Consider the following 25,054-nt stretch of genomic DNA (forward strand, 5'->3'; position numbering starts at 1 on the left):
ACGATACTAATGCCAATGGGCGTGACCACCCTGTGACGCAGCCGCAGGGCCCCAGCTTGTTTTGGCCGGGCCCAGGCTGTCCGGCTGTTACCGGACAGGCGCCTTTACCTCTCTCAGGGCGTATATTCCGTGCAGTACTTGAGTGTTGGAACGTGGTGCTTTCAGGCTGTGGCGCAGGCCCTTGAGAAGCCCTCCCAGCAGGACTTTCCGGTTGGAGGAGGCAGCAATGGTCCGTGTCCAATTGCGCAGCGAAGCTCCCGTGAACAGGATCTTCTCCCAAGGAGCCAAAGCGTTCGAGCGGGTGTAGACCCAGAGCTTGTTCCGGACCTCGTAATAGAACCGGGGGCCCGGATCCGCCCCGGCGTCGCCAAAGACTTTCGTGTGATGGTTGGCCACGGATGCCTCGGTGGTCAGGGCTGTGCCGTCACGGGAAATCCTGGCTGTGTACTCCAGATCGTCGTTCCAAATGAAGTAGTCGGCGATCGGAAGCCCATGCTGCTTGATTTCTTCAGCGCGGATCAGCACGGACACGAATGAAGCGCTCCGGATCTGGGTGGCGCCGATCCTGGCAGCAGCGGTGCGTGCCGCCTCACTGGCCCCCATCCGCGGCCGCATCCGGTTCATCGGGTGGTCGCGGCCATCGGTCCAAACGACACGGCTGGCGATGAATGAAGGGGCCTTCCCTGTTTCCTGCCTGTAGGCCTCGGAAACGTCCAGGGCCTCGCGAAGTGCGGCTGGTTGCGGCTCTGTGTCATCGTCCATGATCCAAACATGGTCCGCCTTGTGGTCCAGGACGGCACGTTCCATGCCGACGACGAATCCCCCGGCACCGCCGACGTTGGTGTTCAAACGAACGACGTCGGTAGTCACCGGACCTTGGTATTGATCCAGGAATGCGGCGGTGTCATCGGTGGACGCGTTGTCCACGATGACGATGGCGTCCGGTATTCGGGTGCCGGCCGTGATGCCCGCCAAAGTGGTTTGGAGGAGTTCACGCCGGTTGAAGGTCACTACGACAGCGACCACGACAGCTTGCGACGTCATTTAATTGCCTTTGGTCTTGGATGGTCGGAAACGGCGCCTGAGCAGCAGGCCGGCCAGCTTCCACGGTTCTATGAAAACCCTGTAGGCGACCCTGCCCGGATGCAGCACCAGGCGCCAGGCCCATTCAAGTCCCAGGCGGCCCAACCAACGCGGTGCCAGCTTTTGGATGCCGGCAAGCTGTTCTATCGCTCCCCCGACGGCGCAGTAAACTGCGGGTGGGAATTGCTCGAGCCTGCGGTGCAGGACCGTCTCCTGAAGAGGCATTCCCAGTCCCAACAAAACGAGTTGGGGACGGAACGCGGCCAACCAGTCCACCACGGCGCTTTCCAGGGCTTCATCCCAGGCCTCGCCAGGCATGCCGTCCACGGTCGCACCTGGAACGATGGCCCGCAGGCTGACGACTGCCTTGTTATTGGCCTCGCGCCCGGCCCCAATGACGGCGATGCGCTGCAATCCGGGAAGCTTTCCCAGTCCCGGAATCCAGTCCATGGAACCAAGTCTGTAGGCCATGGTTCCCTCGCCGGCCGGCTGCAGTTCCCTCTTGTGCGCCACCCCCCACAACATTGCAACCGGAGCACCATCCAGAAGGACGATGGAGCTGTTTTCGTAGACCGAACGCACATCCGGGCGCGAATGCACCAAGGTGACGCTGTGGAGGTTGTGACCCACGACAGTGCTGGTGGTTCCGGCCTCAAGGAGGCCGGACATCGCATCAAGAAGCTCCTGGACGCGCATGGGAGTGGCATCCACGTCGAGGACGGGGATGCGTTGGCGTGCAGGAATCATTCGGGCTGGTTTTCGCTTGCGGGCTGGTTTTCGCTTGCGGGCAGGGTTTCGTCCGCCGGCTGGATTGGGTTCCCGCTTACGGCTTGGGGCTCCGTCGCTTCGGGAACGGCCTCCGGTTCGGCCGCAGCCGCTGTCTCGCCGATGCCGAGTATCGACGGCACGATTTCGCGGAGTCGCTCCAATTCGATGGCACCCTGGCGCACCACCCGGAAGGGAGTGGACGTGGCGTCAACGATCGTGGACGGAAGTGCTGCGGTCCCCTTGACCGGGCGGAAGCCGCCCTCCAGATAAACCTCAACTGATTCGGCCAGCTGAAGGCGGGCTTCCGACGCTGTCTGCGCCGCTTCCTGCCCCGTGCGGTTGGCCGAAGATACAGCCAACGGGCCTGTCATGCCCAAGAGGTCCAGGGCAAGGTGGTCATCAGGCATACGGAGGGCAACAGTGCCCTTGGTTTCCCCAAGATCCCAGTCAAGCGAAGGCTGGGCATGCAGGATCAATGTCAGCCCGCCAGGCCAAAACGCCTGCGCCAAGGCCCGTGCATCAGCTGGCACGTCAGTTGCCAGCCCGTCCAAGGCGTTGATCCGTGGAATCAACACCGGAGGGGGCATCTGCCGGCTGCGGCCCTTGGAAGCCAGCAACATCGTCACCGCAAGTGGCGAAAAGGCATCAGCAGCAATGCCGTAGACGGTGTCTGTGGGGATCACGATGCACTTCTTTTCACTGATGGCGCGCTGGGCATGCTGAAGTCCCTCAGCGCGCTGATCCTCGGAAGTGCAGTTGTAGGTTGTGGTCACAGCGCTATTCTTTCACTCATCAGGCGCGATGCTTGCCAGTATCGCGCTGGTTGCACGTTCTTTGCCGTTCAGGTCAAAGTGCGTGGTGATCTCTTTCCAACGTCCCATCCGCCGCAACATGCCGGCGATCCATTCTGCCTGGACTTCGGCGTGTTCCATCACGAAGTAGCCCCCCGGCTTCAAGAGCCGCGCCGCTGAGGCAGCGGCCGCCGTCGGGAGTTCCATCCCGTCCGCTCCCCCGCCGTACAACGCCTCCGGTGGATCGTGGAGCGCAACTTCGGGCTCGGAAGGAATTGCCTCGGCGGGAATGTAAGGCGGATTTGAGACGACGACGTCGAAAGTTCCGTTGTGCTCGGGCAGGGCATCCCGGAGGTCACCCTGGACCAGCGATACGCCGAGCGGTTCAAGGTTCCGCGCGGCCCAAGCATGGGCAAAGGTGCTGTATTCCACGGCATGGACCTCAGCGCCGGGCACCTCGTGGGCGATGGAGCCTGCAATGGCCCCGGAACCTGTTCCCAGGTCCACGACTTTGGGTTCATGCACTCCGGCCACATTGTCTATGACCAGCTGGACCACCGACTCGGTTTCCGGACGCGGGATAAACACGCCGGGGCCCACACGGAGTTCAAGATGACGGAAATACGCGATGCCTGTGATGTGCTGCAGAGGTACACGCTCCGCCCGTTCCCGCACCAGTTCTTCGTATCCGTCGGGAGCAGGAGCATCACCCAGCAGCATTGCGCGGAGCCGGCCCAGCCCGACACCCAGCAAGTGGTCGGCAAGGATTTCGGCATCCACCCGCGGACTTGGAACACCTGCGTTGGACAAAACGGCAGTAGCCTCGCGGACAGCGTCCGCGAGGCTTTGGCCGGGGTGAAACGTCATGGATTACCCTGCTTGCTGAAGGTGGAAATGCGTTGCTGGCGGCTATTCGCCAATAGCATCCAGGCGCGATTGCTCGTCCATCTCGATGGCCGACTGGATCACCGGCTCTAGATCCCCGTTCATCACGGCGTCAAGGTTGTAGGCCTTATAACCGGTTCGGTGATCCGCAATGCGGTTCTCCGGGAAGTTGTATGTGCGGATGCGCTCCGAGCGGTCCATGGTACGGATCTGCGACTTGCGCTGTTCTGAGTTGGCAGCGTCAATCTGTTCCTGCTGGTGCGCCAGAAGGCGGGCACGGAGGACGCGCATGCCGGCTTCACGGTTCTGCAGCTGCGACTTTTCGTTCTGCATCGCCACAACAATGCCCGTGGGCAAGTGGGTGATGCGGACGGCGGAGTCGGTGGTGTTCACGGACTGGCCGCCGGGACCGGATGAGCGGTAGACGTCGATCTTGAGATCGTTCTGGTTGATTTCCAGCTCTTCCGGCTCATCAACTTCGGGAAGCACCAGGACGCCGGCAGCCGAGGTGTGGATCCGGCCCTGCGACTCGGTCACGGGAACACGCTGCACGCGGTGTACGCCGCCTTCGAACTTCAACCGGGCAAAAACACCCTGTGCCGGGTCATTCGAGCTGCCCTTGATGGCCACGGAAACATCCTTGTAGCCGCCAAGGTCCGACTCCGTGGCAGAGATCATTTCGGTCTTCCAGCCGCGTGATTCGGCGTAGCGCATGTACATGCGCAGCAGGTCACCGGCGAACAAAGCAGCCTCATCGCCGCCTTCGCCACCCTTCACTTCAAGGATCACATTACGGGCATCGTCCGGATCACGCGGGATCAGCAAACGGCGCAAACGTTCCTGGGCCGCAGGGATCTGCTCCTCCAGTTGCTCCACCTCCGCGGCGAACTCCGGATCCTCGTCAGCCATTTCCTTGGCCGCTTCAAGGTCGTCATTGAGCCCGCGCCACTTGTTGTACGCCTCCACGATGCCCTGGAGCTCAGCGGAGCGCCGCCCCAACTTCCTGGCAGCAGACTGATCGGCATAAACAGCAGGATCACTCAACTGCGCCTGAATAGCAGCATGCTCATCAAGCAATCCCTGAACGGACTCAAACATTTAGAACAACCTTTCAACGCTGCGCTCAAGTTTAGTGGCGCAAACAGCGGAAGGTGACACGACCGCCGTCGAGTATTAACAACCGGCCCGCGAAGGCGAGCCGAAAACGGAACGAGCCGCTGATTCTGCTGCCCCGGGAGTGGCTTCGGGCCTGCCGGAGCGTGGTGGCAAAGTCCGTTAGGACTTGGCCACCACGCGTAGGGGCGGGGGCAGCAGAATCAGCGGCTCAGAAAAGCAGCTACTTGTCGTTGTCCGACTTTGCTCCAAGCGTCGTCTTCTGAACCTGCATGAGGAACTCGACGTTGCTTTGGGTTTCCCGGATCTTGTTGGTCAGCAGCTCAAGGCTCTGCTGCTGCTCCAGGCCGGAGAGGACGCGCCGCAGCTTCCACATGATCTTTACTTCTTCAGGCGAGAGCAGGTTTTCTTCGCGACGGGTACCCGAAGCGTTGACGTCCACGGCCGGGAAGATGCGCTTGTCTGCCAGCTGGCGGGACAGGCGGAGCTCCATGTTGCCGGTGCCCTTGAACTCTTCGAAGATGACTTCGTCCATCTTGGAGCCGGTCTCTACCAGAGCCGTTGCCAGGATGGTGAGCGAGCCACCGTTTTCGATGTTGCGGGCAGCACCGAAGAAGCGCTTGGGCGGGTACAGGGCTGCGGAGTCCACACCACCGGACAGGATGCGGCCCGAGGCCGGTGCTGCCAGGTTGTAGGCACGGCCCAGACGGGTCATGGAGTCAAGGAGGACCACCACGTCCATGCCCATTTCCACAAGACGCTTGGCGCGCTCGATGGAGAGCTCGGCAACCGTGGTGTGGTCATCTGCGGGACGGTCGAAGGTCGAGGCAATGACCTCGCCCTTGACCGTGCGCTGCATGTCCGTGACTTCTTCGGGGCGTTCGTCAACCAACACCATCATGAGGTGGACCTCAGGGTTGTTGGTGGTGATGGCGTTCGCGATGGACTGCAGGATGAGCGTCTTGCCTGCCTTCGGCGGGGAGACGATCAAACCACGCTGGCCCTTGCCGATCGGAGCCACGAGGTCGATGACACGGGGGCCGATCTTCTTGGGGTCGGTTTCCAGGCGGAGGCGCTCTGAGGGGTACAGCGGAACGAGCTTTGCGAACTCGACGCGGTCCTTGAGTTCCTCGGGGGTCTTGCCATTGACAGACGTGACCCGAACCAGCGCGTTGAACTTTTGGCGGGCCGACTGCTGTCCACGGTCCTCGCCTTCGCGCGGTGCGCGGATGGCACCTACGACGGCGTCGCCCTTGCGGAGGTTGTACTTCTTGACCTGGGCCAAGGAGACGTAAACGTCATTGGCGCCGGGGAGGTAACCGGAGGTGCGGATGAACGCGTAGTTCTCCAGGACATCGAGGATACCTGCCACGGGGAGCAGGACGTCATCCTCGGTGACCTCGACGTCGTCGACGTCCGGTCCTTGGGCGCGTCCACGACGACGTTCGTTGCGGTCACGGAAACGGTCGCTGCGGGAGTTTCCGTCACGGCTGTCCTGGCCGCCCCGGCGGTCGTTCCTGTCATTCTGGTCGTTGCGGTCACGACGGTTGCGGCGGTTGCGGCGGTTGCCGGTGTCGTCGCCGTCGTTGTTCTCTTCACGACGCCCGCGGTTGTTGTCGCGGCGTTCACGCTGCTGATCGCCCGAGTCGGACTGCTCGCGCTGCTCACGCTGTTCCGTACGTTCGGTGCGCTGCTCACGCTGCTCACGCTGTTCCGTACGTTCGGTGCGCTGCTCACGCTGTTCCGTACGCTGCTCGGCGGCCGGCGCTTCCGTTGCTTCAGCAGGAGCTGCGGCAGCTTCGCCGCGGCGGCGGTTGCGAGTACGCGGCTGGCGGCGCTCAGTACCGGCGTCTGTTGCTTCGGCTGCTGCCGGAGTTTCGACGGCGGGTGCTTCGGCAGCCTCTGCAGCAGGCGCAGCAGTGGCTGAGGCAGCCGTTGTTGCGGCTGCCTCAGCAGCTGCTACGACGCCATCGCTCGTTGCCCGGCGGCTGCGGCCACGGCCGCGGCCGCGGGGTGCTTCCTGGGCCGGGGCCTCTACGGCGGCCTCAACGGGCGCGCTCTTCTCCGGGGCCTTGGCCTCGGCAACCGGGGCTTCCTTGGCCACGGCAGGAGCCTTGGCCGCAGTGGCCTTGGCAGGAGCCTTGGTCGTGGAGGTGCCTGCGCGGTGGGCAGAGATGGCCGTGACCAAATCTCCCTTGCGCATGCGGGATCCCCCCGAAATACCCAGCTGGCTCGCGAGAGCCTGGAGCTGGGCGAGCTTGAGGCCGGCGAGGCCGCTGCTCTTGGTTGCTGCCGTTGACGACTCAGCAGCAGAAGATGATGTGTCCACAGCTGAAGCCAGCTCAGTGGTTTCTGTCACGAAGGATCCTTCCCCCTCGACGGCGTCCAGAGCGAGAGCTGGACGCGATGATTGTTCTGGGCTGCAGTTCAGATCTGCAACCGGTGAATTTGGCCGTGCCCGATGGTTATGGCCAACAGGGCCGGATACTGATCGCCTTCACTGGAACCGGTTACCCGGACAGCCAGCCTGAAATTCAGGAAACAGAGAGAGTTCTGCGGACCTGATGCAGGCCGGAAAGAGACGACACCACCAACGTTGGCACAGTTGACGAAAGGTACGGCGAAACACCGAAGTCCAAAATCAGGGAACTGCCCGCGGCTTTACCGGCGGTGCACTTCCACTCTAGCACCTTGAACGTCAACAGCCAGTGTCATCACGCGCCAACCAACGTGCGGTGTGTTGGCGGAGGTAAACGAATTGATGAAATCAACCACCGCCACGGCGTCATCCTCCCCGTCGGCGAGTACCAGCACCGTGGGTCCTGCACCCGAAACGACGGCCGCGTGCCCTGCTGAACGCAAAGCTCCGATGAGGTCGGCGCTGGGCCTCATGGCCTGCGCACGGTAGCTCTGGTGCAGATAGTCTTCGGTGCCAGGCAACAACAAAGCAGGTTCTGCAGTCAGTGCGTGAATCAGCAGGGCAGCCCGCCCGGAATTCATCGCCGCAGCGTGATGGCCAATCGATGCCGGGAGCAATCCGCGGGCAGTCTCGGTGGAGAGCTCGTAGTCCGGTACAGCCACGATGGGAATCACCGACGGTGACACCTCGGCCCGGGTGGTGCTGTACTGCTCGCTGTCCTGCCAGGACAGCGCCAGTCCGCCAAAAATCGCGGGTGCGACGTTGTCCGGGTGGCCTTCCATCTCACTGGTGAGCTGGAGAATCCACTGGCGATCCTGTTGGGCTTCCGCCGGCACCATGGCATTCGCAGCCGTAACTGCGGCAACCACTGCAGAGGCCGAAGATCCCAATCCCCGTCCGTGGGGATTGACATTCTCTGCGATGATCCGCAGTCCGCCGTGCTGGAAGCCGAGACGTTCCAAGGCGAGGTCGATTGCCCGCACCACCAGGTGGCTGGCATCGCGTGGAAGGGAGTCGGCGCCCTCACCGGAGAGCTCGAACTTGAGCTCTCCGGTACTGAGGGTTTCCACCGTCAAGGTGTCGTAAATGGACAGTGCCAGGCCCAGGCTGTCGTAGCCCGGGCCCAGGTTGGCACTTGTACCCGGGACCTTAACGGTCAGCCGTTGGCCTGCCGCGACGAGGACACGATCAGTCGCGGTGGGCTGTGTTGATTCCACTCTTAGTTTTCTTCCAGTCCCAGTTCTGCTGCAACGGTGACGACATCGTTCGGCACCTTGACGGGCTGCACATCGCTGCCGTCTTCGGTCCGGAGGGCCCACTGGGGGTCCTTGAGTCCGTGTCCGGTGACGGTGATGACGATGGTCTTACCCGAGGGAACCTGGCCGGCAGCGTGCTTCTTGATCAGTCCGGCGACGCCGGCAGCGGAGCCGGGTTCGACGAAGACGCCTTCCTTTGAAGACAGCCAACGGTGGGCGTCCAGGATTTCCTCGTCTGTGACCGCTTCGATCAGTCCACCCGATTCGTCCCGTGCTGCCACGGCAGTGTCCCACGACGCGGGGTTGCCGATGCGGATGGCGGTGGCGATGGTGTCGGGCTCGGTGATGGGGTGGCCGGCGACGAACGGTGCTGCGCCGGCAGCCTGGAAGCCCCACATGGTGGGAGTCTTGGTGGAAACGGCCGGAAGGGTGCCGTTGACGCTCTCGAACGGAGCAGCGTATTCCTTGTAGCCCTTCCAGTAAGCGCTGATGTTGCCGGCATTGCCGACGGGCAGGACGTGGATATCCGGGGCATCACCCAATGAATCGACAACTTCGAAAGCGCCAGTCTTCTGGCCCTGGATGCGTGCAGGGTTGACTGAGTTCACCAGGAACACCGGGTAGGACTCGCCAAGCTTGCGGGCAATGTCCAGGCAGTTGTCGAAGTTGCCGTCGACCTGCAGCAGGGTGGCGCCGTGGGCGATCGCCTGGCTCAACTTGCCCATGGAGATCTTGCCTTCAGGAACCAGCACTGCACACTTCAAACCTGCGGCCGTGGCATAAGCTGCGGCGGACGCGGAAGTGTTTCCCGTCGACGCGCAAACCACGGCCTTGGCGCCGGCCTCGACAGCTGCCGTCATGGCCATGGTCATGCCGCGGTCTTTGAAGGATCCCGTGGGGTTCATGCCTTCGACCTTGAGGTAAACCTCTGATCCGGTCAGCTCGGAAAGCTTCTGAGCGTGAACCAGCGGAGTGCCGCCCTCGCCGAGGGTGATGACCTTGGTGGCTTCCGTTACAGGCAAACGATCAGCATACTCGCGGATTACTCCGCGCCATTGGTGAGCCACTTAGACCCCTTCTACCCGCAGTACGGATGTGACGGAATTGATGACGTCAAGGCCCTTGACGGCCTCGACGGTTGCTGCGAGTGCAGCTTCGGATGCACGGTGCGTTACGATCTTCAGCTCCGCCGACTCAACCTTCGAGGCAGAGTCGCGGTGGATCGTTTGACGCATGATTTCGATGGAAACGCCGTTCTCCGCAAAGATGTGGGCGATACGGGCAAGAACCCCGGCCTGGTCAGCGACATCCAAGCCGATGTAATAGCTGGTGTTGGAGGCGTCGATGGTGAGTGCCGGCACGTGGCCGGTGGTGGTCTCGGTTCGGCCCGGTCCACCCAGGACCAAGCGGCGGGCGGCTGAGACGAGGTCACCGAGCACTGCGGACGCCGTAGGCGTTCCCCCTGCGCCCTGGCCGTAGAACATCAGCTCGCCGGCATTTTCTGCCTCGATGAACACCGCATTGAAGGCACCGCGGACCGCCGCGAGGGGGTGTTCACGCGGGAGCAAGGTGGGGTGCACCCGCACCGAGATGCCGTTGCCGTGGTCTTCGGAGTCAATCTTCTCCGCAATCGCCAGCAGTTTGATGACAAATCCGGCTTCCTTGGCAGAGGCAATGTCTGAGGCACTGACTTTGGTGATGCCCTCGCAATAGACATCGTCCAGGGAGAAGCGGGTGTGGAAGGACAGTGACGCGAGGATGGCGGCCTTGGCTGCGGCGTCGTGTCCTTCGACGTCAGCTGTCGGGTCGGCTTCGGCATAACCGAGGCGCTGGGCCTCTAGCAGTGCGTCAGCGAACTGCGCACCCGTGCTGTCCATTTGGTCGAGGATGAAATTGGTGGTGCCGTTGACGATACCCAGGACGCGCGTGATGCGATCGCCGGAAAGGCTGTCACGGATGGGACGCAGGATGGGGATGGCGCCAGCGACGGCGGCCTCGTAGGACAACTGCACCCCGGCCTTATCGGCCTCTTCGTACAGGGTAGGTCCGTCCTGTGCCAGCAGGGCCTTGTTGCCGGTGACGACGCACGCACCGTTCTGGATTGCGGTAAGGATCAACGACCGGGCAGGTTCGATACCGCCCATGAGTTCGATGACAAGGTCCGCACCCTTGACGAGAGTGTCGGCGTCCGTGGTGAACAGCTCGCGCGGCAGGTCGACGTCACGCGGGGAGTCGATGTTGCGGACCGCGATACCGGAGAGTTCAAGGCGGGCACCGCTGCGGGCGGCCAGTGCCTCGGCGTCGTCAATCAGAATCCGCGCGACCTGGGCCCCAACGTTGCCACAGCCCAGCAGGGCCACTTTCAAGGTTCGCACTTCAGACATTCGCCACTCCCATGTCGCGGTTCAAGAGATCTTCTTCGGTTTCCCCGCGGACAATAAGCCTGGCGGCTCCGTCGCGTACAGCGACAACGCCAGGCCGGGCCAGGTAGTTGTAATTGCTGGAGAGGGCCCAGCAGTAGGCGCCGGTACCCGGTACTGCGAGCAAATCACCGGCTGCCACGTCCGCGGGCAGATATACATCTCTAACAACTATGTCGCCGCTCTCGCAATGTTTGCCCACTACTCGGGACAGCTGTGGAGCGGCATCCGAATCACGGGAAGCCAAAATTGCCGAATAATCCGCGTCATACAGCACCGGACGGGCGTTATCGCTCATCCCTCCGTCCACCGACACATACCGGCGCGGATACGTAACGTTCTCCTGCCCTTCCGCTTCCCCGGGAGCATCAACCCGGACAGTCTTGAGGGTGCCGACTTCGTAGAGGGTAAACGTTGTGCTGCCAACGATCGCGCGGCCGGGCTCGATGGAGATGCGCGGCGCGGTGATCCCCAGTTCGTCGCAGGTGGAACGCACGACGGCGGCCATCGCCTGTGCCACTTCGGCCGGCGGACGCGGGGTGTCGACCGGGGTATAGGCGATACCGTAACCGCCGCCGAGGTCCAGTTCAGGGAGGACGATGGAGTACTTGCTCTGCATGGCTGCAAGGAAACGCAGAAGCTTCTCTCCTGCCACGGCGAAGCCGTCAGGCTCGAAGATCTGCGAACCGATGTGGCAGTGCAGGCCCAGGAGTTCAACGCTGGCATACGACGTCGCTGCTGCCACCGCTTCTTCGGCAGCGGACAGGCCGGCTTCCTCGGTCGAATCTTCAGCCATGGAGAGCCCAAATTTCTGGTCCTCATGGGCCGTGGCGATGAACTCATGCGTGTGCGCGTGGACACCGGGGGTCAGTCGGAGCATGACCTTGGCAATCTCTCCCCTGCCCGAGGCAATCTTGGCGACCCGCTCTAGTTCGTCGAGGCTGTCCACCACGATCCTGCCCACCTGCATGTCCAACGCACGATTGATTTCGGCGTCCGACTTGTTGTTTCCATGTAGGCCCAGGTTGGGCCCGGCAATGCCTGCGCGCGCTGCGACCGCGAGCTCGCCTCCGGAACACGTGTCGAGTCGGAGGCCTTCCTCTGCCACCCAGCTCGCAACCGCAGTGCACAAGAACGATTTACCGGCGTAGTAGACGTCCACTCCCCCGCAAATGTCCGCGAAAGCGGCGTCGAAGGAGTCCTTGAAGTCCCGGGCGCGTGAACGGAAGTCGGACTCACTCATGACGAAGAGTGGAGTACCAAACTGTTCCTTGAGGTCACTGACGGCAATGCCGTCAATGGTGAGAACACCTGCGTCGTTCTTCTCCACCCCGGCAGCCCACATGGGCGACTGCAAGGCATTGAGGTCATCCGGAAGGGCCAACCATTCCGGCGCGAGGGGAGAGACGTGATTGGCTTCTGTGGTCATTTCCCTACATCCGTTCCGGCGCCGAAACGCCGAGCAGTTCGAGTCCGTTGGCAAGTACCTGGCTGGTTGCATCGTTCAGCCACAAACGTGTCCGGTTCACGTCCTGGACAGGCTCGTCGCCCTGGGGCGACACGCGGCAGGCGTCATACCAGCGGTGGTAGGCCCCGGCGATGACCTCAAGGTGGCGCGCCACCCGGTGCGGCTCACGCAGTTCAGCGGCCTTGGCCACAATGGAGGGGTAACTGCCCAAGTAGGACAGCAGCTCGTTTTCAGTGGCGTGGTCCAGGAGCGCCGCGTCAAAGACCGAGCGGTCCACACCTGCCTCCGCTGCGTTGCGGGCCGTGCCGCGGGACCTGGCATGCGCGTACTGCACGTAGAACACCGGGTTCTCATTGCTGTTCTTCTTGAGCAGTTCAGGATCCAGCGTCAGCGGGGAGTCGGCAGGGAAGCGCGCCAGGGAATAGCGGACCGCATCCTTGCCGAGCCAGGAAATGAGGTCCTTCAGCTCGATGATGTTGCCGGCGCGCTTGGACAGCTTGGCACCGTTGACGGACACCAGCTGGCCGATGAGGACCTCGATATTGACCTCCGGGTCATCGCCGGCACATGCCGCAATGGCCTTGAGGCGGTTGATGTATCCGTGGTGGTCCGCGCCGAGCAGATAGATCTTCTCGGTAAATCCACGGTCCTTTTTGGACAGGTAGTACGCGGCGTCTGCGGCGAAGTAGGTGGGTTCACCGTTGGCGCGGATCATGACACGGTCCTTGTCGTCACCGAAGTCGGTGGTGCGCAGCCAGACCGCGCCGCCGTCGTCGAAGACGTGCCCTTGCTCGCGGAGGCGCGCAACAGCGGATTCAATGGCACCGGCGTCGTGAAGTTCCTTCTCCGAGAAGAAGACATCAAACTCCACGCCGAAGTCGGCCAGGGTGGCTTTGATGTCTGCCATCTGGGCCTCGTAGGCGGCAGCGCGGATCACCGGAAGGGCAGCCTCGTCGGTGAGTTCACGGATATCCGGATGCGCCTTCAGGACCTCGTCACCGAGTTCACGGATGTATTCGCCGGGGTAGCCGCCCTCCGGAACGCCCCTGCCGTGAAGGCGGGAGAGCACGGAGTTTGCGAAGACGTTCATCTGCGAGCCGGCATCGTTGATGTAGTACTCGGCAGTGACGTCCGCGCCGGAGGCACGCAGGACCCGGGCGATGGCATCGCCAAGTGCTGCCCAGCGGGTGTGGCCGATGTGCAGGGGCCCGGTGGGGTTTGCCGAAACGAATTCCATGTTGACCACACGGCCTGCGAGCGCCTGGTTGGTGCCATACGCCGCACCGGCCTCGACGATTGTCTTGGCCAGCGTCCCTGCGGTAGCTGCGTCCACGGTGATGTTGAGGAAGCCCGGTCCCGCGATTTCGACGCCGGTTACCCCGGGGATGCCCTGGAGATGGGTGCTCAGGATGCCGGCGAATTCACGCGGATTCATTCCGGCCTGCTTGGACAGCTGGAGGGCAATGTTGGTGGCCCAATCCCCATGGTCCCGGTTCTTGGGTCGCTCCACGCGCACGGCGTCGGGGACGGCAGATTCCGTCAAGGCGATTTCGCCAGTGGAGACAGCGTCCTTAAGGCAGGCGGATATGGCAGCAGAGAGTTCTTCGGGAGTCACGGATCTAGCCTACCGGTGGCCCGCAAAGACGCGGAATTCGAGGACCCGTATGTGGATAATTTGACCACAGCAGTTGCTCAGCTATGGCTGGCTGCCAGCACAGACTGAACCATTACGCTGATTTCAACGTTGTGAAGAACATGGGCACTGGCCGAATCCCTGACCGGGAGCTCGTCCAGGTCCCTGACGAACAAGCCCCAGACCACATACTCCAGTTGAACTTGTCCAGTTGAAACGAGCAGAACCATGACTACGCCACTTCGCAAGAGCATCTTTGTCGGCATCGCCGGCCTTTCCGTCGCCGGAACAGCCGCGGGATGCGCGCCCAGCACCCAGGCGCCCAGCACCCAGGCCCCCGCTACCCAGGAAGGCGGCCAGGCATCGACCGGCAGCCCGACGTCCTCAAGTCAGTCCTCTGCCCCGATCGCCTCTGCAGGATCCAGCACTTACAAGGACGGAACGTACAGTGCGGACGGAACGTACACCTCCCCCAATGGGCAGGAGACAGTGGGCGTTGAACTGACGCTTGCCGCCGACAAGGTCTCTGCGGTGAACATCACGGTGCATCCCTCCAACCCCAACACCAAGAAGTTCCAGGGTGAGTTTGCCAGTGGCATCGCGGCCCAGATTGTCGGGAAGGACGTGGACGAACTCAACGTCTCCAAGGTGGCAGGCTCTTCCCTGACGTCTGGAGGGTTCAACGACGCCCTCCAGCAGATCAAATCCCAGGCGAAGTAGCCATCATGGCCCTTCCTGGCTGGAGCACGTTCCGCTTCGAAGGGATCGGTACGAAGTGGGAAATCTCGACCCCTGGCCAGCTGGCTCCTGCACTTTCCACGGAGTTGCTCGATACCGTGGAGGCCTACGACCGGACGTGGTCGCGGTTCAGGGCCGACTCGCTGGTGTCGACCCTGTCCCGCGCCCCAGGCAGCATCACGCTGCCGGAGCACGCGGCCGGGCTCCAGGAGCTTTACTCGGCACTGCACCGCCTGAGCCAAGGGGCAGTGACCCCCCTCATCGGAAGCAGCCTCGAACAGCTGGGCTACGACGCCGAATACTCCCTTAGCCCTGTTGGAATGCCCCAAGCACCGCCCCGTTGGGAGGACGTTCTTGAGTGGACGGGCACGGCAATGATTGCCACGGAACCTTTGGTCCTGGACATCGGAGCGGCCGGGAAGGGCCAGCTGGTGGACCTTTTGGGGGGCGTCCTCCTTGCAGCAGGCCACGGTGACTTCCTGGTGGACGGCAGCGGAGACATGCTGCATTCCGGGAGCCACCCGATCACAGTTGCCCTGGAGCATCCTTACAATCCCAAGCAGGCCATTGGAACCGTGGAGCTGGATAACGCAGCATTGTGCGCTTCGGCGTCCAACCGCCGGGCATGGGGTGACGGGCTCCACCACGTTCTGGACGGGACCACCGGCAGGCCGATCCACACCACAGTGGCTACCTGGACCATGGCCGCGAGTGCACTGGTGGCGGACGGCCTGGCTACGGCCTTGTTCATGATGGAACCAGCGCCGCTTGAAGAGGAGTTCGATTTTTCGTGGCTCCGCGTATCCTCTGCGGGCACTGCCACGTTTTCGGCCGGTTTTGAGGGGAGACTGTTCACATGATTGCTGCCAAGTCCCGCATCGACACCTGGTTGGGCCGCTTCACCATGTACCGCTTGATCCTGTGGGTCCTGGGCGTGCTGGTGGTCTACAGCATGGTCCTCAACGTCCTGGGCTGGCTGACGTTTGGCCTGCCGGAGATGCTGGTGCACCTGACCCTCTGCCTCGGCGTCACCTATGGGTCGAACCGTTTGCTTGCCGCGGTTTTCGGCGTCAAGCCGCACACCGAATCCTCGCTCATCACGGCCCTGCTGCTGTATTTCCTGTTCTGGCCCACTTTTGGGCTTACCGATATGGCCGGTGTGGCGTTGGCTTGCGTGCTGGCGAGTGCATCCAAATACGCATTGGCCTTCAGGGGCAGGCACATTTTCAATCCGGCAGCTGCAGGGGCATTCATTACCGGTTTGACCGGGCTGAACATCGCCACTTGGTGGGCTGCCACTCCCGCGATGCTTTGGTTGCTTGTTCCGGGAGTGCTGCTGGTCCTCTACCGCACCCGCAAGTTGCTGATGGCCACCGTTTTCCTGGTGGTGGCAACCAGCATCATTACCCTGGAGCTGCTGAGCCGGAGCATGACCCTGGGGCAGGCTTTGTGGCAGACGCTGGCCCAACGCCCCCTGTTGTTCTTCGTCGGGTTCATGCTGTCCGAGCCGCTTACGCTTCCTCCCCGCCGCTGGCAGCAGCTGGCGCTTGCCGCCGTCGTTGGTTTTGTTTTCGCGGTTCCCTACAACTTTGGCTTCGTGGCCAATTCCCCGGAATTGGCGCTGCTTCTGGGTAATCTGATCGCTTTCTTCCTGGGCCAGCGGGGTGGGGTTGAGCTGACTTTCAAGGGTTCGCGTGCCCTGACGCCGCTGAGCACGGAATTCAGGTTCGAGCCAGCGCGACCCGTCCGCTTCGCTGCCGGCCAGTTCATGGAGCTCAACCTGCCGCACTCAGGCTCCGATGGAAAGGGCCGACGGCGGATTTTCAGCATCACCAGCCCTCCAGGGGCCGCCGAAGTGACTTTTGGTGTGGGAACAGCGGAGCCGTTGTCGACCGCCAAGAAGGCATTGCTCGCACTTCGGCCAGGCGATACTGTTTCCGCCACCGCCGTGGGCGGCGACTTTCTATTGCCGCACGACGCCGGCAAGCCGGTTTTGTTGATAGCGGCCGGCATCGGCATCACGCCGTTCCTGTCGCAGCTGGCAGCCGACGGCAGCTCACGCGACACCGTGGTGTTGTACCTGGCGAAAAGCCGTGGCGACATGGCGTGGCTGGACCAGCTGGAGGCCTCTGGCGCAACGGTGATTGCCCGGCTTGCGGACGGTTCCACTCCCCCGGACTTTATGCTCGACGCCGGAACTTCCCGAATCGATGGCGCCCGCCTTAGGGAATTGGTACCGGACATCGCGGACAGGGAGGTGTTCGTCTCCGGTTCACCGGCGAGCGTTGATTCCCTTCGTTCTGCGGCGCGTGGCGCTGGGGCCCGGCGTGTTCACGTGGATTCTTTCGCGGGCTACTGAGCCATTTGCACGGCATGGAGCAGCCGTTTTCCTTTGCGGCGTCACGGCTGCTAAGCTCTAGGACGTCCCACCGGCAACGGAGGGATACCCTGGATGCCCTCGTAGCTCAGGGGATAGAGCGTCTGCCTCCGGAGCAGAAGGCCGTAGGTTCGAATCCTATCGAGGGCACAACGAAGACCCCGCCAGCACTGCTGGCGGGGTCTTCTGCGTGCCGGCTACGGACTATCAGTTACGGGCTTGCCGGGACCACGCCGCAAAATTGTCTGCCCTTGCTTCTAGGCTGATTCCAGTTGGTCTTTCCGATAGCAAAAGGGGTTTGCCGTGATGTGTTCCATCGTCCCGCCGTACATGCTTCGCAGGATTGCCGCCCAGGACGAACCCCGGCTCCGCGCTGTCGCGCGTGCTGCCAAGGAGTCCCTCCTGCAGATCAAGGGCCTGCAGGCGATCCGAACGGCCACCCTCCCCGCAGCGCCGCCGAGTGCCCGCCAGGCCAAACCCGGGCCTCCCAAACGGACCATTTACGACGCCGGCTCGTTGGAGGATCTTCCGGGGCACCTTGTTCGCAAGGAAGGAGCAGCACCCGTGGGTGATGCCGCCGCCGATGAAGCCTATGACGGCCTCGGCGGTACGCACCGCTTGTATGGCGAAGTTTTCGGGCGGGATTCAATTGACGACGCCGGGCTGCCGCTGGATGCGACTGTTCACTACGGAAAGCTTTACGACAATGCCTTCTGGAATGGCAGCCAGATGGTCTTCGGTGACGGGGACGGACAGATCTTCCAGCGGTTCACCAAGTCCGTCAGCGTCATCGGCCACGAGCTGGCCCACGGTGTCACCCAGTACACAGCCAACCTGGCCTACCGCAACCAGGCCGGAGCGCTGAATGAATCGATGTCGGATGTGTTTGGCGTGCTGGTGGAGCAGTACACCAAACAGCAGACCGCGGAACAGGCCAGCTGGTTGATCGGGCAGGGCTTGTTCACTGACCAGGTGCAGGGTGAGGCACTGCGGTCCATGAAAGCACCGGGCACTGCCTACGATGACGACGTCCTGGGCAAGGATCCACAACCGGATTCGATGGACTCCTATGTCCGGACCAGCGCGGACAACGGCGGCGTCCACATCAACTCCGGCATTCCCAACAGGGCTTTCTATGTGGTCGCCGCTGAGCTTGGGGGCCACGCGTGGGAGGCTCCGGGCCAGATCTGGTACGGGACCCTGACCAGTGGAGCGCTCCCCACCACGTGCACTTTCGGCAAATTCGCCAGGACCACGCTGGCAACGGCCGAGGAACTGTTCGGGAGCGGTTCACCGGAGCATGACGCCGTCCGGAAGGCGTGGGACACTGTGAAGGTCAAGGTTTAGTCGCGCGGCGGGGCCTGTTGCCGGGCCACCTGCGCGCTGAGGCAACAGTGGCAGGACGAGAAGCAACGGCTCATGAAAATCGGCTCATGAAAATCACAGTCCAACGCAGTGGGGGTATCGCCGCGATGACGCGTGTTTGGAGCGTGGACGCGGTGTCCCCCGACGACAAGGAGCGTTGGCTCCCTATCGTCGAGGCCTGCCCCTGGGATGAAGCCAAGAACCAGGCCCGGGCAGTCAATGAGCCGGACCGGTTCATGTACTCCATCAGGGCGGGCCAGCGCAGGGCCACGCTTCCGGACCGTGCTGTCACCGGACCGTGGCAGGAACTGATCGAGTGCGCCAAGGCAGAAGGCTCCGAGTCCCGGGGAACTCCAGGCCGACGACGCTAAGCCTGCGCCCGGGCAGGCCAGACCTAGATGGCCTCGGCCAGTTGCCCTCGAAACGCCCGCCGGTAGCTTTGAGGACTGGTATCCAGCACTTTCGCGAAGTGGTGCCTGAGCAGGACCGAATGCCCAAATCCCGCCTCGCGGGCGATTTCGTCAATGTTCAGTTCGGTGGTCTCCAACAGCTCTTGTGCCCGCAGCACCCTCTGCGAGTTCAACCACGCAGCAGGAGTGGTACCCGTTTCCGCCCGGAAACGCCGGGCGAAGGTACGCGGTGACATGTGCAGCCGCGCGGCCAGTTCGTTCACGCTGTGTTCTTCGTCGAGGTGCTCCACCATCCACCGGAGCAGCGCCTCCATGGGCGCCGATCCACAGCTCGGCATCGGCCGATCAATGAACTGGGCCTGGCCGCCATCCCGATGCGGCGGCACCACCATGTCGCGGGCTATGGCAGCGGCTACGTTCGCGCCGAGCTCCACACGGACGAGGTGCAAGCAGGCATCTATTCCGGCAGCAGTGCCAGCGCTGGTGATGATGGTTCCATCCTGTACGTAGAGGACATTCTCATCAACGATGACCGAGGGATACCGGCTGGCCAGGTCCTGGGAGTAGTGCCAGTGGGTAGTGCAGCGCCGCCCGTCCAGCAATCCTGCGCGAGCCAACGCGTAGGCCCCTGAACAAATGGACATCACCCAGGCTCCCCTGGCATGCGCCGCACGCAGGGCTTCCAGGACGGACTCGGGGACATCTTTGTCCCGGCCAAACGGAGCCATGATGACGAGGTCGGCGTCCGCGGCGGCCTCAAGTCCGAGGTTCACGTGGAGGGAGAGCCCTGACTTCATGCGGATGTCTCCGGGCTCCGGGGTGACTACCCGGAAGTCGAAGGCCGGAACTCCGGCTCCACGGTCGGATCTGTCGATGCCGAAGACCTCAAAAGCCGTGCCGAACTCGAACACGGAGAAGTCCGGAACCACTATCACTGCCACTGATTTCAACATATCTCCAGTGTGGCAGAAAATTGTCTATATGGGGCATTTCTGCCACTGTTTCTTGGACCCGCCGGGGAGCAGTCTTGAGACATGGAAATCTTCGGAATCATCCTCTTCATCATCCTCATCACCGCCGTCGCAGCTACCGTCTCAGCACTCTTGAAGGACGGGCGGGGCCACAACCCGCCCGTAACCTCCAAAGAACCTTGGACCGCTTTCGAAGCGCCCAGCGGCCCGTACTGGAATCCCCGCATCTACTAGGGCATGCCGGGCCACTGCAAGGTCAGCACATTTCATCCAACCGACGCCCGCCGGTTCAGGGTTCACTGCAGGAATCCTTGAACCGGTGGGCGTCCTTCTGTGTCCTTGCCACTACCCCAGAACTGCTGATGGGCTAGATTCACATGCATGATTCAAACCTCCGCCCGGCTGCTGCAGCTGTTGTCGCTGTTGCAGGTCCGCCGGGAATGGACGGGCCCCGATCTCGCCCACCGCATGGGAGTGACCGAGCGGACGGTGCGCCGGGACATCCACAAACTGCGGAACCTTGGGTATCCCATTCACGCCTCCCCCGGCATCGCCGGCGGCTACCAGCTGGGTGCCGGCGCGCAATTGCCCCCGCTGCTCCTTGACGACAACGAAGCCCTAGCCGTGGCCTTGGGCCTGAACTCCGTGGCTGCAGGCCCTGTCGCGGGGATCGGCGAAGCCTCCGTCCGCGCCCTGGCCAAAGTGGAGCAGGTCCTCCCCTCCCGGCTCCGGCCCAGGTTCGCGATGCTCAAGGCAGCGGTCACCTCGCTTCCCAGCAATGCTGCAAACGTTGATCCCCAACAACTGACCGTGGTCTCAGCGGCGATATCGGATCGTCGCCAGATTTCCTTTGAGTACGTCAGGTCCGATGGCGATGCCTCCCGCCGCTTGGTGGAACCGTACCGGCTCGTGGACACGGGGCGACGCTGGTACCTCGTTGCCTGGGACGTCGATCGTGAGGACTGGCGAACGTTCAGGGCCGATAGGTTCGCTTCCCTCCCAACCGAACGAAAGAAGTACGCTCCCCGCCCGCTCCCAGCGGAGGACCTGGCGGCCTACGTCCAGCAGTCCATTACGCGCTCGCCCTACAAGTTCGACGTCGTGGTGCGGCTCCGCGCCCCACTCGCCGAGGTAGCCGCCGTCGTCAGTTCCCAGTACGCGACGCTGACCGCTGACGGACCGACAGCCACGATTCTGCGCTCCGGCTGGGATAACCTCGCCGCGCCAGCTGCCTACCTGGCGGCGCTGGACCTGGACTTCGAAATTCTTGAACCGGAGGAATTCCGCTCCTTCGCCCGGCACCTTTCGCACCGGCTCGACGCCGCCGCCGGTCCGGCCACAGTAGACTGGCAGCAGCCATGACACTTCACATTTCCTATCCCGCAGAGCTGCCGGTATCCGAGCGCCGCGAGGATCTGATGGCGGCCATTGCCGCGAACCAGGTAACCATCATCGCCGGTGAGACCGGTTCCGGTAAGACGACACAGATTCCCAAGATGTGCCTCGAACTGGGCCTTGGCGACAAAGGACTGATCGGGCACACCCAGCCGCGCCGCCTGGCAGCCCGCACCGTCGCCGAACGCATTGCCTCCGAGCTCGACGTGGAAATCGGCCAGGAGGTTGGCTTCCAGGTCCGTTTTACCGGTGAGGTCAGCGCCGCCACCAAGATCAAGCTCATGACGGACGGCATCCTGCTGGCGGAGATCCAGCGGGACAAACTTCTCCGGAAGTACAGCACCATCATCATCGACGAGGCCCATGAACGAAGCCTCAACATCGACTTCATCCTGGGCTACCTCAAACGGATCCTGCCGCAACGCCCCGACCTCAAGATCATCATCACCTCGGCCACCATCGATCCCGAGCGCTTTGCCAAGCACTTCGGCAGCGATGACGAGCCTGCGCCCATCATCGAGGTCTCCGGCCGTACGTATCCCGTGGAGATCAGGTACCGGCCTCTTTCGCAGCCCGTCGACCCCGACGATGAGGACTCCGACGACGAACTCGAGGAGGACCGCGATCCCCTCGACGCCGTCTGCGACGCAGTGGACGAGCTCGCTCAGGAGGTCCCGGGAGACATCCTCATCTTCTTCTCCGGCGAGCGTGAAATCCGCGACGCCGCAGAGGCCATCAACGGCCGCATCCAAAGCAACCGGCGCCTGGCAGGCACGGAAGTCCTTCCCCTCTTTGCCCGGTTGAGCCTCCAGGAGCAGCACCGCGTCTTCAACCCCGGAGGCAAGCGCCGCATCATCCTGGCCACCAACGTGGCGGAGACCTCGCTCACCGTTCCCGGCATCAAGTACGTCATCGACACCGGCACGGCCCGCATCTCCCGGTATTCGCACCGGACCAAAGTCCAGCGACTGCCCATTGAGCGGGTGTCACAGGCATCGGCCAACCAGCGTTCAGGGCGTTGCGGCCGCGTGTCGGAGGGCATCGCCATCCGCCTGTACTCGGAAGAGGACTTCGATTCACGCCCGCAGTTCACGGATCCGGAAATCCTGCGGACCAACCTCGCCGCGGTCATCCTGCAAATGACCGCCATGGGAGTGGCCCGCGGCCCCAAGGACGTGGAGAACTTCCCGTTCGTGGAACCTCCGGAAACCAGGGCCATCAACGACGGCGTGACGCTGCTCCGTGAACTCGGCGCCTTGAGCGCGCAAAAGTCGGCTGACGGCCGCGGCAACGGCCGCAGCGGCGGTGGACTGACCGCCGTCGGACAGAAACTCGCCCAACTTCCCGTCGATCCCCGGCTTGGCAGGATGATCGTCGAGGCAGGAAAGCGTGGATGCGTCCGGGAAGTCATGATCCTTGCCGCAGCATTGACCATCCAGGACCCCAGGGAACGCCCCACCGACAAGCAGCAGCTTGCCGCAGAAAAGCATGCACGATTCCGCGACGAAATCTCCGACTTCACCGGGTACCTCAACCTCTGGAACTACCTTCAGGAAAAGCAGCGCGAGCTCTCTTCCACGCAGTTCCGCAGGCTGTGCCGCAACGAATTCATCAACTACCTGCGCGTGCGGGAGTGGCAGGACCTGTTCACACAGCTCCGCCAACTGGCCAAGCCCTTGGGCATCAGCCTGGACAACAAACGCGAGGCCGACCCCGTAGGAAACTACGAGGGCATCCACATCAGCTTGTTGTCCGGCCTGCTCAGCCACATTGGCCTGCTGGACGAGCGCAAGCGCGAATACGCTGGTGCCCGTGGAAGCCGGTTCGCGATCTTCCCCGGTTCGGCATTGTTCAAGAAGTCACCTACGTACGTCATGGCCGCTGAGCTCGTGGAGACCAGCAGGCTGTGGGCCCGCGTGGCCGCAAAGTTCGATCCCCTCTGGGCAGAGCAAGTCGCCCCGGAGCTGGTGAAGCGTACCTACAGCGAACCCCATTGGTCATCGCGACAGGGCGCAGTACTGGCCCACGAGAAAGTCACCCTGTACGGCGTTCCCATCATTCCGAACCGTCGGGTGAATTACGGGCGCATCGACCCCGAGCTCTCCCGTGAGTTGTTCATCCGCCATGCGCTGGTGGAGGGTGAGTGGAGGACGCACCACAAGTTCTTCCATCGCAACCGGGCCCTGCTGCAGGAGATCGAGGAACTCGAAACCCGCATGCGTCGCCGGGACATCCTGGTTGACGACCAGACCCTGTTCGAATTCTACGATGCCCGCGTAGGCAAGGACGTGGTCTCCGAAAGGCACTTCGACAAGTGGTGGAAGGACGCGCGACAGTCGGACCCCCATCTGCTGGACTTCGACCAGTCGCTGCTGATGAGCGAAGACGCCGAGGCCCTGGACGACTCCGCGTACCCGAAGACCTGGGTCCATAAGGGCTTTGAACTGCCCCTGAGCTATGAATTCCACCCCGTGGCGCCGGGCTCGGCTCCCAATCCCTCCGATGGCGTGACTGCCGAGGTTCCGGTGCTTTTCCTGAACCAACTGGATGACGCCCCGTTCCGTTGGCAGATTCCGGGCCAGCGGGTGGACCTTGTCACTGCCCTGATCAAGTCGCTCCCCAAGCAGGTACGGAAGAACTTCGTGCCCGCGCCGGACGTCGCCAGGCAGGCTACCGAAGCGTTGGAAGCCGGCTTCGATCCCGAAGTGGATGAGCTGGAACCGTCCTTGGAGCTGGTGCTGCGGAGGCTTCGCGGGCACATCATCCCGCCAGGCTCGTGGAACTGGGAGGCAGTACCACCCCACTTGCGTGTCAGCTTCAAAGTGGTGGACAGCAAGGGCAAGGTCCTGGACGAAGGCAAGGACCTCGCCCAATTGCAGGAAAAACTTGCTCCGGCCATCCGCCGCGCCATTGCCGAGTCGTTGGGAGCAACACCCGCGACGACGTCCCGCGCCTCACGTGGGAACGGTACGGCTGCGCCGGGCGGCCAAGGGGCCCCGTCCGCTGGCACCGCCGCACCCACCGGCAACTCGACATCAGCCGAGGGCATTGTGGCAGAACGGACCGGCATCACAGAATGGGATTTCGGCACCGTGGAGCGCCAGGTCAGCAGGACCATCAAGGGCCACGCCGTCACAGGGTTTCCGGCCGTGATGGATGAGGGCAAGTCCGTGGCATTGCGGGTATTCCAGACCAAGGCCGAACAGGAATCAGCCATGCGTGGCGGCGTTATCCGGTTGCTGGCCTTGCGGATCCCATCTCCGGACCGCTATGTGCTGGAACACCTCAGCAACACCGAAAAACTGACCTTCAGCCAGAATCCCCATGGTTCGGTCAGCGCCCTGATCGCTGACTGTGCGTTGGCTGCGATCGACAAGCTGGTTCCCCAGGAACTGCCGTGGGACAGGGAGTCGTTTGATGCGCTCTACGAAGTAGTCAGGGCAGAACTGATCGATACCGTCTTCACGGTGACCGCCGTCGTCGAACGCATCCTGGCCAGTACCCGCCGCATCCATAAGGCGCTCAAGTCCAACGCAAGCCTGCCGCTGATCAGTGCGCTCAACGACATGAAGAGCCAACTGGAGCAGCTGGTCTTCCCGGGTTTTGTGGCACAAACGGGCTACGCCCAGCTCAGCCAGTTGCCCAGGTATCTGCAGGCCATGGAGAAGCGCTTGGAAAAGCTGCCCGGCAATGTGCAGCGTGACAGCCTCAACATGGGCATTGTCCAGGCCTTGGAAGATGACTACGACGACGCTGTGTCCGCGCTGCTCCCCGGACGTCGGGCGGGCACTGAGTTAACCCGGGTGCGCTGGATGATCGAGGAGCTGCGGGTCAGTCTCTTCGCAGTGGAACTCGGGACGGCATACTCCGTATCGGAGAAGCGGATCCGTACAGCACTGAACCAGGCGCTGGCTCCCGCCTAGCCGTATGGCTGGAGATGCAGAAAACCCGGCGATGCCTTT

The 25,054-nt window shown here is 62.8% G+C and carries 20 protein-coding genes and 1 tRNA gene; 9 read left to right on the forward strand and 12 right to left on the reverse strand.

Features of this window, described 5'->3' with window-relative positions; genetic code table 11:
- Positions 1 to 87: 87 nt before the first annotated feature.
- From ACFUOZ_RS04330 to argS, 11 genes are all read right to left on the reverse strand, one after another.
- Positions 88 to 1,044 (reverse strand): glycosyltransferase, encoded by a 957-nt coding sequence (locus ACFUOZ_RS04330; RefSeq protein ID WP_377545123.1) that lies wholly within the window; start codon positions 1,042 to 1,044, stop codon positions 88 to 90.
- On the reverse strand, positions 1,045 to 1,830 hold the full coding sequence (locus tag ACFUOZ_RS04335; RefSeq protein WP_377545125.1) for a WecB/TagA/CpsF family glycosyltransferase: 786 nt from the start codon (positions 1,828 to 1,830) through the stop codon (positions 1,045 to 1,047). It lies immediately after the preceding gene.
- Positions 1,827 to 2,624 (reverse strand): L-threonylcarbamoyladenylate synthase, encoded by a 798-nt coding sequence (locus tag ACFUOZ_RS04340; protein ID WP_377545127.1) that lies wholly within the window; start codon positions 2,622 to 2,624, stop codon positions 1,827 to 1,829. The genes ACFUOZ_RS04335 and ACFUOZ_RS04340 overlap by 4 nt, the downstream gene beginning before the upstream one ends.
- 12 nt (positions 2,625 to 2,636) lie before the next feature.
- On the reverse strand, positions 2,637 to 3,509 hold the full coding sequence (prmC, locus tag ACFUOZ_RS04345; protein ID WP_377545129.1) for a peptide chain release factor N(5)-glutamine methyltransferase: 873 nt from the start codon (positions 3,507 to 3,509) through the stop codon (positions 2,637 to 2,639).
- 42 nt (positions 3,510 to 3,551) lie between these two features.
- Positions 3,552 to 4,625 carry a peptide chain release factor 1 gene (gene prfA, locus ACFUOZ_RS04350; protein ID WP_377545131.1) on the reverse strand — a complete coding sequence of 358 codons (1,074 nt, stop codon included), beginning with the start codon at positions 4,623 to 4,625 and terminating at the stop codon, positions 3,552 to 3,554.
- A gap of 238 nt (positions 4,626 to 4,863) precedes the next feature.
- Positions 4,864 to 6,999 (reverse strand): transcription termination factor Rho, encoded by a 2,136-nt coding sequence (gene rho, locus ACFUOZ_RS04355; protein ID WP_377545133.1) that lies wholly within the window; start codon positions 6,997 to 6,999, stop codon positions 4,864 to 4,866.
- 302 nt (positions 7,000 to 7,301) lie between these two features.
- Positions 7,302 to 8,276, reverse strand: a complete 975-nt coding sequence (gene thrB / locus ACFUOZ_RS04360) for a homoserine kinase (protein WP_377545135.1) — start codon at positions 8,274 to 8,276, stop codon at positions 7,302 to 7,304.
- A gap of 2 nt (positions 8,277 to 8,278) precedes the next feature.
- Positions 8,279 to 9,382, reverse strand: coding sequence for a threonine synthase (gene thrC / locus ACFUOZ_RS04365; protein ID WP_377545137.1), 1,104 nt, complete (start codon positions 9,380 to 9,382; stop codon positions 8,279 to 8,281).
- The gene (locus ACFUOZ_RS04370) at positions 9,383 to 10,699 is read right to left on the reverse strand and encodes a homoserine dehydrogenase (RefSeq protein ID WP_377545139.1); all 1,317 of its coding nucleotides are present in this window, start codon (positions 10,697 to 10,699) and stop codon (positions 9,383 to 9,385) included.
- Positions 10,692 to 12,164 carry a diaminopimelate decarboxylase gene (lysA, locus tag ACFUOZ_RS04375; RefSeq protein ID WP_377545141.1) on the reverse strand — a complete coding sequence of 491 codons (1,473 nt, stop codon included), beginning with the start codon at positions 12,162 to 12,164 and terminating at the stop codon, positions 10,692 to 10,694. Before lysA ends, ACFUOZ_RS04370 begins: the two co-directional genes overlap by 8 nt.
- Before the next feature lie 4 nt (positions 12,165 to 12,168).
- Positions 12,169 to 13,818, reverse strand: coding sequence for an arginine--tRNA ligase (gene argS / locus ACFUOZ_RS04380; protein WP_377545143.1), 1,650 nt, complete (start codon positions 13,816 to 13,818; stop codon positions 12,169 to 12,171).
- Positions 13,819 to 14,064: 246 nt separating this feature from the next.
- Here argS and ACFUOZ_RS04385 point away from each other — a divergent pair, with 246 nt between their 5' ends.
- The 6 genes from ACFUOZ_RS04385 (at position 14,065) to ACFUOZ_RS04410 (ending at position 18,687) form a co-directional block, all read left to right on the forward strand.
- Positions 14,065 to 14,556 carry a hypothetical protein gene (locus ACFUOZ_RS04385; RefSeq protein WP_377545145.1) on the forward strand — a complete coding sequence of 164 codons (492 nt, stop codon included), beginning with the start codon at positions 14,065 to 14,067 and terminating at the stop codon, positions 14,554 to 14,556.
- Positions 14,557 to 14,561: 5 nt separating this feature from the next.
- Positions 14,562 to 15,434 carry an FAD:protein FMN transferase gene (locus ACFUOZ_RS04390; RefSeq protein WP_377545146.1) on the forward strand — a complete coding sequence of 291 codons (873 nt, stop codon included), beginning with the start codon at positions 14,562 to 14,564 and terminating at the stop codon, positions 15,432 to 15,434.
- Positions 15,431 to 16,933, forward strand: a complete 1,503-nt coding sequence (locus ACFUOZ_RS04395; protein WP_377545148.1) for an FAD-dependent oxidoreductase — start codon at positions 15,431 to 15,433, stop codon at positions 16,931 to 16,933. Before ACFUOZ_RS04390 ends, ACFUOZ_RS04395 begins: the two co-directional genes overlap by 4 nt.
- Positions 16,934 to 17,028: 95 nt before the next feature.
- Positions 17,029 to 17,101 (forward strand) — tRNA-Arg (locus ACFUOZ_RS04400).
- A 156-nt stretch (positions 17,102 to 17,257) separates the two neighbouring features.
- Positions 17,258 to 18,298 carry a M4 family metallopeptidase gene (locus ACFUOZ_RS04405; RefSeq protein ID WP_377545541.1) on the forward strand — a complete coding sequence of 347 codons (1,041 nt, stop codon included), beginning with the start codon at positions 17,258 to 17,260 and terminating at the stop codon, positions 18,296 to 18,298.
- 86 nt (positions 18,299 to 18,384) lie between these two features.
- Entirely contained in the window at positions 18,385 to 18,687 is a 303-nt protein-coding gene (locus ACFUOZ_RS04410; protein ID WP_377545150.1) for a protealysin inhibitor emfourin, read from the forward strand.
- A gap of 23 nt (positions 18,688 to 18,710) precedes the next feature.
- Here the strand turns inward: ACFUOZ_RS04410 and ACFUOZ_RS04415 are convergent, their stop codons facing one another.
- Positions 18,711 to 19,679, reverse strand: coding sequence for a GlxA family transcriptional regulator (locus ACFUOZ_RS04415; RefSeq protein ID WP_377545152.1), 969 nt, complete (start codon positions 19,677 to 19,679; stop codon positions 18,711 to 18,713).
- Between the two features lie 81 nt (positions 19,680 to 19,760).
- Between ACFUOZ_RS04415 and ACFUOZ_RS04420 the strand changes: the two genes are divergently transcribed.
- The 3 genes from ACFUOZ_RS04420 (at position 19,761) to hrpA (ending at position 25,015) form a co-directional block, all read left to right on the forward strand.
- On the forward strand, positions 19,761 to 19,931 hold the full coding sequence (locus ACFUOZ_RS04420) for a hypothetical protein (RefSeq protein ID WP_377545154.1): 171 nt from the start codon (positions 19,761 to 19,763) through the stop codon (positions 19,929 to 19,931).
- 147 nt (positions 19,932 to 20,078) lie between these two features.
- Positions 20,079 to 21,059 carry a helix-turn-helix transcriptional regulator gene (locus ACFUOZ_RS04425; protein WP_377545156.1) on the forward strand — a complete coding sequence of 327 codons (981 nt, stop codon included), beginning with the start codon at positions 20,079 to 20,081 and terminating at the stop codon, positions 21,057 to 21,059.
- Positions 21,056 to 25,015, forward strand: coding sequence for an ATP-dependent RNA helicase HrpA (hrpA, locus tag ACFUOZ_RS04430; RefSeq protein ID WP_377545158.1), 3,960 nt, complete (start codon positions 21,056 to 21,058; stop codon positions 25,013 to 25,015). The genes ACFUOZ_RS04425 and hrpA overlap by 4 nt, the downstream gene beginning before the upstream one ends.
- Positions 25,016 to 25,054 lie beyond the last annotated feature (39 nt).

It is taken from the genome of Paenarthrobacter sp. NPDC057355, from assembly GCF_042667405.1.
Lineage (GTDB): Bacteria > Actinomycetota > Actinomycetes > Actinomycetales > Micrococcaceae > Arthrobacter.